Below are 13,447 nucleotides of genomic sequence, written 5' to 3'. Positions count from 1 at the left end.
CGTGAACCGCGGCCTCAACGGGCCGGCGGGATCAGGGCGCGCAGGATGTCGGGCTTCCAGGCCTGACGGGCGCTGTCAAAGGCCGCGAAATCATGGTCGAACTGCCAATAGGCCCATGCCCAGCCACGTCTGTCGGCGCTTCGCGCCACGAACGACAGGTATCTCTGGAGACTCTCGGATGGAGCTCGTTCGTAGACCCCGAACTCGCCGAGATAAATCGGGCGCTTCTCTCGCTCCGACCACCGGCTGACCTTCTCGAAATCAGCGGCCGCCTTGGCTTCGTCGTCCGGACTGCCCCAATCCAGCGGCCCGATGCGCGCGAACGTCTCGGACCATGGCGCACCCTGATGCGTGAAGCGTATCGGCGCGTAATAATGAAAGGTGACGATGAGGTTCCTGTCGTCGGCGGGGAGAGCCAGATCGTCGATGGGAATCTCGTCCGTGTTGAGAACCGCAGCAATGACCCGCCGCTCGGGGTTGGTGCGGCGGATGATGCCGATACAGTCGTTGAGGAGCGAATTCCAGCTGGCGGACGTCATCTGTCCCCCCGGCTCGTTCAAGACCTCGAAGACGAGCCTGGGATATCTTCCGGCATAGCGCTCCGCGATCTGCCGCCAGAATGCCCTGAGCTTCTCGCCGCATTCGGATACATCACGCTGACAGACATGCGTGTCGTGCTCGTCGACGATGGGAACGAGGTTCCTGGCGAGGATTTCCTCGATGACGGCATCAAGCCTTCTCAGCACGGCCTCATCCAGCACATTCCCGCGATCCATGAACTTGAAGCCGAAGAAATTGATCCTGACGTGCGCGAATCCGGCCTTTCTGATCGCCGTCAAATTGTCCAGACGGAACGGCGCGTTCTGACCGCCCTCCCAGATTCCGTCGTAACCGAGAATGTTGATCCCGCGTCCCAACCTTGCCGCATCGCGAGGCACGACCTGCCCGGCGCCATGGGCGTCGGAGCAGAGCGATGCGAAGACGAAAGCCGCTGCGGCAAGATTGAAGCTTCTCGACCAGCGAGCGCGGTGGGCGGTCATCCTGCTTCCATTCCGTAAGGGTTAGAAATCGGTCTCCGGCACCGGCCTGCACGTTGCAAGGAGGAACGCCACGAGGAGCACCGACGTGAACATGGTCGAGCGAAGGAACGTCGTCTCGGTGAAATTGGTCTGAAAGCTGAGGGCGACAAACCCGATAATGAGGGCACAGTGCGCCCGGTGGATCGATCGTGCAGAAATCAAATAGAGAACCTTGTTCGAGAACAGAAGAACACTCGCTGCGAAAAGCACGTAGCCCAGGAACCCCGTTTCCATCAGAATCGCGATATAGCCGCTATGATAGTTGTCGAGCACCCAACCGTGGTTCTGCTCGAAATAATCGTAGATCGACGGGATCGTCCAGAAACCGTTGATTCCGAAGCCGAGCAGCGGCGCATGGTCGAAATGGCTTATCGCGTAGTGCCAGATGAAGGTCCGCTCGGTGAAATTGACGGTCGCATCGCCAATGTGGATGGCGTCGTATCCCGTCGCGTAAAAATAGACGATCAGGAGGCCGGCCATAACGCACATGACGAACGGCAGGATCGCATAGAGCCTCATGCAGCCGACCGACCACATCGACGTCACGAGCAGCGCACAAGCCGCCAGGGCGACGGCACCGGCGCCGCGCGATTCCGACGCGAGGACGCAGGTCGACGCCAACAGGAACGCGACGAGGAACGCCAGCCACCCCTGCCCCGTCATCTTCCGGTAGCAGGAGAAGAACATCAGATACGCACCGACAAAGCCGAGCGTCTGCTTCGATTCATAGACGCCCTGCCATTGACCATTGTGCATCCAGCTATGATCTATCCCGATATCGGGCACGGCGAGTGCGCAAAGCGCCGATGCGGCGACCAATATGAAGAGCCCGGAGGATGTCGCCTTCACGACATCGTCGATATCGATCCGCGTGATCATGCAGAACGCGCCAAACGTCGTCATTGCAAGAGCGGCGCTCTTCATGATGGCTGCGGCGTTCAGGGTGGTCCACAACACCGAGACGACCGCCAACGCGTAGAATGCGAGGAGCGCGATCAGATCGGGGTTGAACGCCAGCTGCAGGCGCGGGCGTACGAACGCGCTTGCGTAGATCAGGACGCTCCACATCAGCAGAGCGACCGCCTGTTGCAGATAAGTCAGTCCCGCCGGCAGTATCGCCGTATTGAATGTCCCCATCGACGCGACGACATTGACGGTGATCGAGACGCAGATGACGAGCCTGGCGATCTTCTCCACGCCGGCACTGCGCGTCTTCCAGATCGCGCTCGTGAGTGCCTCGGAGGCTCTCTCGGTCTGCAGGATGGCCATGAGGTGACTTTCCCTTAAGCTTGGTTAATTATCTACTACTGCGGGTTGATCTCCCGAGCCCCGACACCGCGAAATCTCGAAACTTCGGGGATTGATAACGATACGGCCCTGCTCGATGCGTTAATGCAAATCGCACCCCGCTGGTGCCTCGGCCGTCACGACCCTGCTATACAAGCGCGGGATCCGGCCCGATCGACTTCTCCGGGTTATCTGGTTTCCGTGGTCACGCATGAATAAGCCAAGCAATACATTCGATATCGCCATCGAGCAGGCGTTCGACTTCCTGTCTCCGGAATACGGAGCGCTGTTCGACAGCTCTGCCGCGACCGCGTTTCAGCATCCGCTCTGGCTGGACAGCCTCTACGCCAGGCTCGCATCCCATGCAGGCGCGACGCCGCTGGTCGTCGTGGTCCGTCGCCGTACGACGGGGGCGCTGGCGATGGTGCTGCCCCTGCTCCGAATCCGCCGCGGCCCGATCCGGACCATCGAATTCGCCGATCTGCGCGTATCCGACTATCTGGCGCCGGTCTGCAGTCCCGAGGTGTTTTCCAGCCTGCTGGAGGATGAAGCGGCCTGCGCAGAGATCAGGCGCCTCGCCCGCCCGTTCGATCTGCTCCGCTTGACCAAGCTGCCCGACGGACGGCTTCCGATCGAGAGCTTACTCGGCGCGCCACGCCGCGTCTCGATGGAGACGAACGCCTACGCGACCGTTCTCGTCGCCCCGTTCGAGCAATGGCGTGCCAGCGCACTGGATCGCTCCTATCAGAAGGAGCTCGCCAAGAAATATCGCCAGCTCCAGAAGAAGGGAGCATTGAGCTTCTCATGCTGCGACGACAGCGCCTCGATCTCCGAGGCGATGGACGCGATGAAGCAATATCGCGGCCCGCGCTTTCACGCCCAGGGCGACGGCGACCTGCTCCAGCGCCCCGAATATTACAGCTTCTATTCTGACGTGGCGGCCCGCGGTCTCGGCTCGTTCGTCCGACTCTACGCCATGAAGATGGACGGCGGCGTGATCGCCGCCGTGCTCGGACTGCGCCATCGCGGCAGCTTCCTCGTCATCATGAGCGCCTTCGATATCGACGGGTACAAGAGCCAATCCCTGGGCTCTCTGATGTTCGAGCAAGTGGCGAGGGATTGCATCGAGCGCGGCGATCAGATGCTCGACTTCACGATTGGCGACGAGCCGTACAAGAAATTGTTCGGCGGCCAGCCTTCGCCGATGTGGATGGTCACGCAGGCCGGCAGCACCGCGGGCGCCATCAGCCTGTTCGCGCTGAGGCAGGCTCCCTGGCTCAAGCTGGCGGCCAAGCGGCTATCGGATTTCAGGCTCCTGCCGGCCCGCACCCCGACGCCCACGCGCTAACCAAAACGCAAGCGAGCGGGCGCAGAGCTCAGGCGCGGAGCGCGCCGCGGACGCGTCCGAGCCAGCCCGGATGCATCTGATCGACACGATGCGTGAGACTGCGCCGCAGGAAGTGCAACCGCCGCCGCACATCCCATTCGATATCGTTGCGGGACGTCAGGGCCTGACGGAAGCGCGCCATTTTCAGCGACCGCTGGTCTGCCGCGAGCTTGTCGGGATCGGAGTAGAACTGCGAGATCTTCTTCGTGCCCATGCCGGCGCTTGCGAGCCAGCGCGGCGCGTGCTCCGTGCAAAGGCGATCGACGTCCACCAAGAGGCGGGCGACGCCCGTGCCGGCGGCGGGACAATTGGTCTGGAACGCATCGCCGATGAGGACGATTCCGGGCTGAAGGTGTCCCTCCACCACGGTCAGATCCATCACCCAGTTCTGCACCTTGTCGGTCACGTGGAAGTCGCCGAGGTAAGGCCGCAGTCCCGGCAGCAGCCGCAGGACGGTCGCTTCCGGTTGGCGGCGCAGCTCGCGCATGATCGGATCGGTCGGGTCACGGAACATGAACAGATTGGCCCGCATGCCCGATGGCACCGGGAACAGGCTGAGATAGTCGATGCCGTCAGCGGTGCGCTCGCCGTAACAGGTCAGCGCCTCGAAATCGAATGGCGTGCCATCGCGGCGGGCGATCGAAAAGCCGAACGACACCGAATGGCGCTCGGCCAGCACGCGCCGCTTGATGCCGAGCTTGTAGCCGAGGGCTCCCGCCATGCCTGTGGCGAGCACGACGAGCCGCGCCTCAAGGCGTCGTCCGGACGCAAGCTCGATATGCTGGACATCATTGCTGGGGCTGATTGCGGTGACTTCGTCGACGATCAGATTGGACGGATCAGGCAGCTGGCTGCGCGCCATCGCAACGAGGCCGGCATAGGAAAACCCGTAAGCCTGGCCGACGCCGACATCGACGACCTTGCCCTCCCGGATATTGAGCACCCGGTCATACCGGCAGGCGACGTTCTCGAGCGCATGGAGGAAGCCCAGCCTGCGGAACATCTCGAGCTGCTGGCCACCGAGCTTCTCGACCCGGAATTCGTCCGGATGCACCGCGCGCTTGTCGACGAGTGCGACGCGATGCCCCGCCCGCGCAAGCACGGACGCGGCGAGCGATCCCGCGAGGCCGCCACCGACGATCGCGATGTCTGCGACGATCGCCGCAGTCGCAGCTGCAGCGCTCGGCTCGGTCACGGGTCTATCCGTCGTCATGGTTTAGGGCTCCACGGTTAACGGTGGTTCCATGTGCAATTCCCTCGCCTGATGTCGTATCGCAGAGCCAAACGCGATCATTTCCGGCGATTGAGGTTAACGGGTCGCCGGACACATCCGTCCCGGCACGCGCCTTGCTCAGAACGACCTCGAAATACTGCTGTCTCGTCAGACAAAGCGTCCGAATTCGTTCCAGAGAGGCCATTCCAATGCTCGAACAGCCGCAGGCCGGCCGGCTTCGCCCCGCATCTTGCACCGGCACGACATCGCGCCGCTTTTCGACCGAGCCGGTGCCCGCTCAATCTGGCACATCACGGACGCGGCTGTTCCGCAGTGAAGCAGCGGCGTACGACCTTCGTCGACGACAGACGGCGGGACCTGAAGACCGCGCATTAACACTCGCATTTTTCCGGCATGCTAGGCTCTCGCCGTCCTTGCAACGCCCATCTTCGGGGAACGCTTCGCATCTTCGATGATCGATTCCATTGTTCAATTTCTGCGGCGTGACGTCACGCGCGGTGTCGTCGGGACCATCCTCCTGAAGGTTGGCAGCGGCGCGCTCGCGTTTGCGTTGTTCTCGCTGGCCGCGCGAACGATGACACCCGACGGATTCGGCATCTTTGCGACCTGGCTTTCGGTTGCCCAGATCGCCGCAGTCGTAGGCCTGGTCGGTCAGGAAGCATTGCTGGTGCGGTTCCTGAACGAGTATGAGGTCGGCGACAGGCCCGACCTCACCAAGGGCCTCCTGCTCTCCAGCTTCAGGATTTCCGCCGTCGCGATGCTGATCGCGATCGCCGCAGTTGCGGCGGTTGCGCATTTCAGAGGGGATTTGTGGCTGCTGATCCTCGCCGTCTCGGCCTACACCGCCGTGAGTGCCGGATTGATGCTCGGCAGCCAGATCGCGCGCTCGCTGGTCAGCATTATCATGGGCGAAGGCAACCGCGAGTTCTTCTGGCGGGTTTTCGTCGTGCTGTTTCTGCTCGCCATGCTGTTCGGGCATCGGCAGCTCGATCCCGCCGAGCTGATCGCCGCAATGACGATTGCGATGTCGGTGGGCCTCGTCGCACAGATCATTGCGATTGTACGGGCGCTGCCGGATTTGCGCGCCACAGCAGCGAATTCCGAAGCAACGCGCTGGCGATCGAGCGCATTGCATTTCTGGCTTGCGTCCATCCTTGAAGTCGCGAACCAGTATTTCGACGTCATTCTGGTCTACTGGATGCTGGATCCGGCGACCGCCGGCATCTACTTCGCGGCGTCACGCCTCGCCAACATCTTCGCCATGCTTTCCGCCGCGCTGTACTCGTTCGGCGCGCGCCGGCTTCCTTCGCTCTACTTCAGCAAAAATCACCGGGAATTCGAGCGGACGCTGCAGCTCATGGCGGAAGTGACCGCACTTTGCGTGGTCGCAGGCCTCGCCATGATCTGGATCGGCGGCCCCTATCTCCTCAACCTGTTCGGGCCTCATTTCACCGAGCAGCACTCGGTGCTGATCGTGCTCGCGATCGGAACGGCCATCCAGGCCGCGGGCGGTCCGTCGGCGGCGATCCTGCAGTTGACCGGCCATGAACGCATCTACGTCCCCGTCGTCGCCGCAAATGTCGCATTGAGACTGGTCGGATTCCTCGTCCTGATCCCCTGGCTCGGCGTGCTTGGCGCGGCGATTGCGGCCACCGTGTCGCTGGCGCTCACGACCATCGCGCTCAATATCTTGTGCCGGCGGCGAACTGGGGTCGATCCTTCGGTTCTCGTGCTGTTGCGCTTCTCGGCGTGGCGACGCGGCCGCTATGCGGTTCGCGGCGGCGACTCCGCCGAATAGGCGTCAGCCGTACGATCGGCCTGGTTGATCCGCGACGGCGCGTGCAGGTCCCGTTGGTTAACGCGCTCGCGGCGCACCATCCGGGAATCGGCAGAATTCCCGCGAGAACGCGGCAATCGGCGGCTCGCGCATTAACTCCGTTTGTTGCTAGTCGGTGTCTGCCCGATGCCTGCATGATAGGTACGGGGTTAAGAAGGTGAAGATTTCGTTTCTTTAGCGGTCGGGATCCGTGCTCCACTACCAGCCGAACAAGGAATTGGGCGAGACGACCGCGACAGAACTCGCGCGGCTGAACGGCAGCGAACGAAAGCTGCACGTCCTTCTCGTACAGACCCAGGCCGAAAACGCGGGCGCGCAGGAGATCTCCAGGCTTCTCGGCGCCGGCCTCTCCGCGCGCGGCCATCGCGTCTCCAACCTGTTTTTCTTCCGCAAATCGGATTCGTTCGATGAGCCGCCCGAGACGTTCTATTGCGCATCGAGCCGGCCGGGCAATCCGGTTGCGCTGTTGCGGATGCTGTGGACGCTTGGCGGTCATATCAGGGCCACGCGGCCCGACGCCGTCCTGACCTTCCAGCATTTCGGCAACGTCATCGGCGCGGGCGTGACGCGCCTCGTCAGCCGCGCTCCTGTCGTCGCCAATCAGGTTTCATCCGCGCTGTCGATGAGCTGGCCGATCCGCACGGCCGACATCGTCATGGGCAGCGTCGGCTTCTTCGACCGCATCACGCTGAACTCAAAGGATATGGAGCGCGAGTATTCGCGCTACCCGCAGGCCTACCGGTCGCGCATGGTGCATGTCCCGCACGGCTTCGAGGACAAGGCCCTCATCCTGCCGAAGGGCGCCGCACGACAGAAATTCAACCTGCCGCCGGACCGCGTCCTGCTCGGCTGCGCGGCGAGGCTGCATCCGCACAAGCGGCTCGATGCAGCGATACGCCTCCTGCCGGATGAACCGTCGTGGCACCTTGCACTCGCCGGCCAGGGTGCCGACGAAGCGCGACTGCGGCAGCTTGCGGACGAGCTGAACGTCTCGGACCGATTGCATCTGCTCGGCGAAATCGCGCCACGCCAGATCGCGGATTTTCTCGCCTGTCTCGACATATTCGTGTTTCCGACGCAGGCCGAGACCTTTGGCCTCGCCGCCGTCGAGGCCGCCAACGCCGGCGTTCCCTCGGTCGTCACCGATCTTCCCGTGCTGCGCGAGGTGCTGTCCTTCGAAGGAAAGCCCACTGCCCTCTTTGTCGATGCTTCAGATCAAGCGAAGCTGTCGGCTGCCGTCTCCAGACTTCTGACCGACCAAGCACTGAGCGACGAACTGCAAAAGAATGCCAAAGGCCTGAGGTTGCGCTATTCGGTCGATGCGATGGTTGAGGAATACGTTCAAATCCTCAATCGGGTCGTCTGAGCCGATGCGTTGGAATAGGTTGGCTCGACATGATCATCGAGTTTCGCTGCGAACGTGACCATGCGCGGCGGTGGATGCACCGCCAGACGCTGTCGATCGACGGCCGGGACGTTCCGGTTCAAATCGCGTTGACTGCAACGGCGGAGCCACGGCCCACGGGGCTCGACGCCCTGTTCGAGCTCGAGCGCGTGGTGCTGCGTAAAGGCAGGCACAGCGGCGCCGACGGGCTGAAGATCGATCCGGAACAGACGCAGGCCCGCACCGGCACGGCCGATGTGATCGTCGATTTCACGAGCGCCGCGCGCGATCCGGACTGTGCGGCCCGGCTGTATCTCCGCCCGTTGTTCAACGGAACTGCAGGTGAAAACGCGGCACTCGCGGCGATTCTCGCCGGCGACCTGCCCGTCATCGAGATCGTCAACGAGGTTGACGGTGCGGTGCTCGATCGCGGCCATCCCTCCGCAGAGATCGCGGCCGGTTTGAGCGGTGGGCTCGAAACGGTCATGGCGCGAACCCTGACCATGGTGGCGGCCATCCTGTCGGGACGGCCGCGTATCGTGCCTCAGCTGGCACGCCAGGCCCGAGCCGGCAGCGGCCGGCCGCCGGCGGCCTATGTCGTGCGCGGCCTCGCCGTGTCGATCGCCAAGGAGATCTACCGCCTCTGCTGCTATGCCCCGCATTGGCATGTCGGATGGCGCTTCAATGATGGCGCGGGTGTCTGGCAGACGGGAGATCTCTCCGGGCCTGGCTGGAACGTCCTCGCCGATCCCGGAAATCATTTCTACGCCGATCCCTTCCCGATCACATGGCAGGGACGAACATTCGTCTACTTCGAAGATCTCGATCATCGGGTTGGAAAAGGCATCATTTCGGCAGTCGAGTTCGGCGACGCCGGCCCGGTCGGCGAGGTCGTACCCGTGCTGGAGGAGCCCTGGCACCTGTCCTATCCGTTCCTGATCGAGGACAATGGCGAGTTGTGGATGATCCCGGAGAGCTCGCTCCAGGGGGACGTCGCGCTCTACAGATGCATTCGGTTTCCGGACAAATGGGAGCGACACGCTACGCTGCTCTCGGGCCTCGAACTGGCCGATGTGACCATCACGCAGCACAACGGTCTGAACTACCTGTTCGGAGCCTGGCGAGACGGAACCGGCGGCTATTCGGATTCGCTTGCGATCTATCACGCCGAGCACCTGCTCGGCCCCTGGTTGCCCCATGCCAGCAACCCGGTCCTGATCGATCGCGCAAGTACGCGACCCGCGGGGAATTTCGTCACCATCGATGGCAAATTGTGGCGGCCGGTGCAGGATTGCGCCGACGGATATGGCGCCGCACTCGGCCTCGCGGAAGTGGTCGAACTGTCTCCGACGACGTTCAAGCAGGTCGTCCGCCACTCCCTCAGACCCGGACCGGCATGGCCCGGCAGAAAGCTGCACACGCTGAACCGCTGTGGCCGGCTCGAGGTGATCGACGGATCGCGTGTTCAACCCAAGACCCGGGCCTTCGCAAGCAAATTTCCATCGCTCGTCTTGTCCCCGCGAACCAGTCCCCACACCGCCTGTTAGCGCGTGGCACGACGGACGGCGTGGATCACAACGCCGCCCGTCATCTCGCGTTTCGACCGCTCCCGCGGGAGGCGGCGTCCTACTGAGAACGATCCGAGGTCCAGCCCTTGTAGTCGGCGACGTTGTCCCGGGTCACGAGCTTCGAGGGCAGGAGTTCGACGGTCGAGGCCGGCTTCTGGCCATTGAGAATGCCGACGCCCACCTGCACCGCGCGCCGCGCCATGAAGAACGGGTCCTGCGAAGCGGAAGCCTGGACCTGCGGCGCCGCCGGATCCTTCAGTGCCGCCTCGATGTCGGGCGCGCCATCGACCGCGGTGATGACGATGCCGCTGCGGCTTTGCTGGCGCGCCGCGAGATCGGTGCCGATCGCCTGCGGATCGTTGATGGCGAAGATGGCGTCGATCTTGGAAAAGCGCGTCAGATAGCCCTGCGCGATGGTGAGACCGCCTTCACGCGAGCCTTTGCCGTCCTGGTCGCTGGACAACACCTTGATCCCGGGATTCTTCGAGAGAACGTTCTTGCAGCCGACGACGCGGTCGATCACGGCCGAGACCTGCGGCCCGTTCTCGATGATGACGTCGCCCTTGCCCCCCAGCTTGTCGACGATGTACTGGCATGAGATCTCGCCGGCCTGCACGTTGTTCGTGGTTATGGTGGCGTCGGCGCCTTCGGCCGCGGTGTCGACCGCGACGACCACGATGCCCGCCGCCTGCGCCTTCTTGATCGCCGGCCCGATCGCCTTGGGATCGCCGGGGTTCAACAGGATCAGGTCGACGCCGGCGGCAATGAAATTGTCGATCTGGGTGACCTGCTTGCCGAGGTCGTATTCGAAGCCGACCGTCGTGATCTTCACATTGGGGTTGGTCTTCCTGGCCTCGAACTCGGCGCCCTTCGACAGCGCGACGAAGAACGGATTACCCATCGAACCCAGCGAGACGCCGATCGACTTGAGTTCCTTGGCGAAGGATGGCGCGGTGCTTAGGGCAAGCGCCATCGCGGCGCCGGCGAGCGTGATCGTCTTCAACATTGGCTTCCTCCCTGGTCTGTATTCTTATCCGGCACGGCAGACCAGTTGCCGCAACGGAACCTCGCATCACACCATGTGCACTCAGGTGCGCGCCGAACCCTTTCAGGTTCTGGCGGAGCCCTGCAGCCGGTAGCGGTCCAGCGCCACGGCGCCGATGATCACCAGGCCCTTGATCACATATTGCCAGATGTCCGAGACGCCGACGAGGATCAGGCCGTTCGACAGGACGGCGATGATCAGCGCGCCGATCAGCGTGCCCCAGATCGAGCCGATGCCGCCGACGAACGAGGTGCCGCCCAGGATCACGGCGGTGATCGCATCGAGCTCGTAGGACTGACCGAGCTGGAGACCGTTGGCCGCATAGAGCCGCGCCGCCTGCATGGCGCCGCCGAGCCCGGCGAAGAGTCCCGAGATGCCGTAGACGAAGATCAGCACGGCCCAGACCTTGATGCCGGCAAGCCGCGCCGCGCTTTCATTGCCGCCCACCGCATAGATGTGCACGCCGAGGACGGTCCGGCGCAGCACCAGCCACGAGACGAGGATGACGAGCAAGGCGATCACCGAGAGCCACGGGATCGACGCGACGCCGGGAATGAGAGTCAACGAGCCGTTGCCGATGAAGGCATACGGAATGGAAGGATTGAAGACGGTGGTGTCGGCCCCGAGCAGTCGCGCCAGGCCGCGTACGGCGGTGAGAGAGCCGAGCGTGACGATGAAAGGCGGCAGGCGGAGGAGTGCAATGAGCGCGCCGTTGATGACGCCGAAGCCGAGGCCGGTGAGCAGCGCGGCCGGCAGCCACAGCATCCCGAGCTCCGGCAGCTTGGAGAGCGTCAACCCGGCCATCGCGGACGCCGCCAGGATCGAGCCGACCGAGAGGTCGATGCCGCCGGTGAGGATGACGAAGGTCATGCCTGCGGCGAGCACGGTGTTCACTGCGGCCTGCTGCAACACGATGCCGAGATTTTGCCCGGTGAAGAAGCGGCCCTCCGACAGAAAATGGAAGCCGCCGCACAAGATGAGCAGCACCGGCAGCATGCCGGCGGCGCGGATCAGAAGCCTTACGCGCTGACGCTTCGTCTCCTGCGCGGCCGCGAGGCCCGCGGCGGCGGTGTCCATCTTTGGAGAGCCGTCATGCATCGAGTTGCTCCATCCCCGTGGCGAGCGCCATGATGTCTTCCTGGTTCAGGGGCGACGTCGCGCCACGCTCGATTTCACCGGCGATATGCCCCGCCCGCATGACGACGACGCGGTCGCAGATGCCGATGATCTCGGGCAGATCGGACGAGATGACGAGGATCGCGGTGCCGGATTTGGCAAGATTGTCGATGATCGAATAGATCTCGGACTTGGCGCCGACATCCACGCCGCGCGTCGGCTCATCGAGGATCAGGACCTTTGGCGTGGTCGCAAGCAGGCGCGACAGCAGCACCTTCTGCTGGTTGCCGCCGGACAGCGCGCCGACGGTGACGTTGATATCGGCGGCGCGAATGCCGAGCGCGGCGAACGCCCTGTTGGCGCGATCACGGCCCTTGTCGCGGTCGAGGATGTAACCGATCCGGGCATCCCGGCCGAGCACCGCGAGGTTGATGTTGTCCAGGCATGACATGTCCAGGAACAGGCCGAGCGCCTTGCGGTCCTCGGTCAGATAGGCGACGCCGATGTCGAGCGCCTCACCCGGCGTGCGGATGTCGACCGGGCGTCCCTCCAGCTCGACACGGCCGGAGGTCCTGGGCGCCGCACCAATGATGAGATGCGCAAGCTCGGTGCGACCCGCGCCGATCAGGCCGGCGAGGCCGACCACCTCGCCCGCATGCACGGTCAGCGAGCACCCCTTGACGCGCCGGCCATCGGCCATGTCGATCGCCGCGAGCACGGGATGCCCCCGCCCCGCCTCCGGATCATGATCCTTCTTGTAGAACGAGGAGACGTCGCGCCCGACCATCAGCCGAACGATGGTGTCGGCGCGGATGTCCTGCTTGTCGAGCGCCCCGACCAGCCGGCCGTCGCGCAGCACAGTGACGCGGTCGCCGAGCGCGTAGACCTCGTCCATGCGATGCGAGATGTAGATGATGGCAAGCCCCTCGGCGCGAAGCTGGCGGATCAGCGCGAACAGCCGCGCGCTCTCGCCGGCCGACAGCGCGGTGGTCGGCTCATCCATGATCAGGATTTTTGACCTGACGTGCAGCGCACGCGCGATCTCGACCAGTTGCCGCTGGCCCATGGAGAGGTGCGCCACCAGCGTCGACGGCAGGAAGTCCGCGCCCAGCCGTTTCAGGATGGGGCCGACGCCCTCGCGCATGGCGCCGCGTGCCAGCAAGCCTGCTCGCGACAGCTCCCGGCCGAGATAGATATTCTCGGCGACACTGAGATTGGGAGCCAACGACAGCTCCTGGTAGATGATGGAGATGCCCGCCGCGCGGCCGCCGAGCGGACCTTCGATCCGTACCGGGCTTCCTTCGATCCGGATATCGCCGCCGGGATCGGGCCTGTAGGCGCCGGACAAGATCTTCATCAGCGTCGACTTTCCGGCGCCGTTCTCACCCATCAGGGCATGAATTTCGCCGGCATAGACGGTGAGATCGACGGAACGCAGCGCCTTGATGCCAAAGAAGGATTTTGAGACCCCACGCATCTCGAGGATCGGATCGTTCATCGTGCCTCCCGA

General features: G+C 63.7%; 10 protein-coding genes. 4 read left to right on the top strand and 6 right to left on the bottom strand.

Annotation, left to right across the window (positions count from 1 at the left end; translation table 11 throughout):
• Positions 1-14: 14 nt before the first annotated feature.
• Positions 15-1,040 carry a glycoside hydrolase family 5 protein gene (locus tag AC0L3X_RS09130; RefSeq protein WP_063984379.1) on the bottom strand — a complete coding sequence of 342 codons (1,026 nt, stop codon included), beginning with the start codon at positions 1,038-1,040 and terminating at the stop codon, positions 15-17.
• A gap of 21 nt (positions 1,041-1,061) precedes the next feature.
• Positions 1,062-2,348 (bottom strand): O-antigen ligase family protein, encoded by a 1,287-nt coding sequence (locus AC0L3X_RS09125; protein ID WP_063984380.1) that lies wholly within the window; start codon positions 2,346-2,348, stop codon positions 1,062-1,064.
• A gap of 229 nt (positions 2,349-2,577) precedes the next feature.
• Here AC0L3X_RS09125 and AC0L3X_RS09120 point away from each other — a divergent pair, with 229 nt between their 5' ends.
• Positions 2,578-3,714 (top strand): GNAT family N-acetyltransferase, encoded by a 1,137-nt coding sequence (locus AC0L3X_RS09120; RefSeq protein WP_231144496.1) that lies wholly within the window; start codon positions 2,578-2,580, stop codon positions 3,712-3,714.
• Positions 3,715-3,742: 28 nt separating this feature from the next.
• Here AC0L3X_RS09120 and AC0L3X_RS09115 read toward each other — a convergent pair whose 3' ends face one another.
• Positions 3,743-4,966, bottom strand: a complete 1,224-nt coding sequence (locus tag AC0L3X_RS09115; RefSeq protein ID WP_063984382.1) for an FAD-dependent oxidoreductase — start codon at positions 4,964-4,966, stop codon at positions 3,743-3,745.
• 472 nt (positions 4,967-5,438) lie between these two features.
• On the opposite strand from AC0L3X_RS09115, the gene AC0L3X_RS09110 reads away from it, so the two are divergent.
• From AC0L3X_RS09110 to AC0L3X_RS09100, 3 genes are all read left to right on the top strand, one after another.
• Positions 5,439-6,785, top strand: a complete 1,347-nt coding sequence (locus AC0L3X_RS09110) for a lipopolysaccharide biosynthesis protein (protein ID WP_063984383.1) — start codon at positions 5,439-5,441, stop codon at positions 6,783-6,785.
• A gap of 229 nt (positions 6,786-7,014) precedes the next feature.
• The gene (locus AC0L3X_RS09105; RefSeq protein ID WP_063984384.1) at positions 7,015-8,190 is read left to right on the top strand and encodes a glycosyltransferase family 4 protein; all 1,176 of its coding nucleotides are present in this window, start codon (positions 7,015-7,017) and stop codon (positions 8,188-8,190) included.
• A gap of 29 nt (positions 8,191-8,219) precedes the next feature.
• On the top strand, positions 8,220-9,755 hold the full coding sequence (locus AC0L3X_RS09100) for a glucosamine inositolphosphorylceramide transferase family protein (RefSeq protein ID WP_063984385.1): 1,536 nt from the start codon (positions 8,220-8,222) through the stop codon (positions 9,753-9,755).
• 79 nt (positions 9,756-9,834) lie between these two features.
• Here AC0L3X_RS09100 and AC0L3X_RS09095 read toward each other — a convergent pair whose 3' ends face one another.
• The 3 genes from AC0L3X_RS09095 to AC0L3X_RS09085 form a co-directional block, all read right to left on the bottom strand.
• On the bottom strand, positions 9,835-10,782 hold the full coding sequence (locus AC0L3X_RS09095; protein WP_063984386.1) for an ABC transporter substrate-binding protein: 948 nt from the start codon (positions 10,780-10,782) through the stop codon (positions 9,835-9,837).
• A 102-nt stretch (positions 10,783-10,884) separates the two neighbouring features.
• Positions 10,885-11,898 (bottom strand): ABC transporter permease subunit, encoded by a 1,014-nt coding sequence (locus AC0L3X_RS09090; protein WP_371498212.1) that lies wholly within the window; start codon positions 11,896-11,898, stop codon positions 10,885-10,887.
• 13 nt (positions 11,899-11,911) lie between these two features.
• Positions 11,912-13,435: a sugar ABC transporter ATP-binding protein gene (locus tag AC0L3X_RS09085; protein ID WP_063984388.1), complete on the bottom strand. Its 1,524-nt coding sequence runs from the start codon at positions 13,433-13,435 to the stop codon at positions 11,912-11,914.
• Positions 13,436-13,447 lie beyond the last annotated feature (12 nt).

Source organism: Bradyrhizobium sp. MI1.7, from assembly GCF_055811795.1.
The sequence above is the reverse complement of the archived record's forward strand: the minus strand, read 5'-3'. Positions and strand labels throughout refer to the sequence as shown.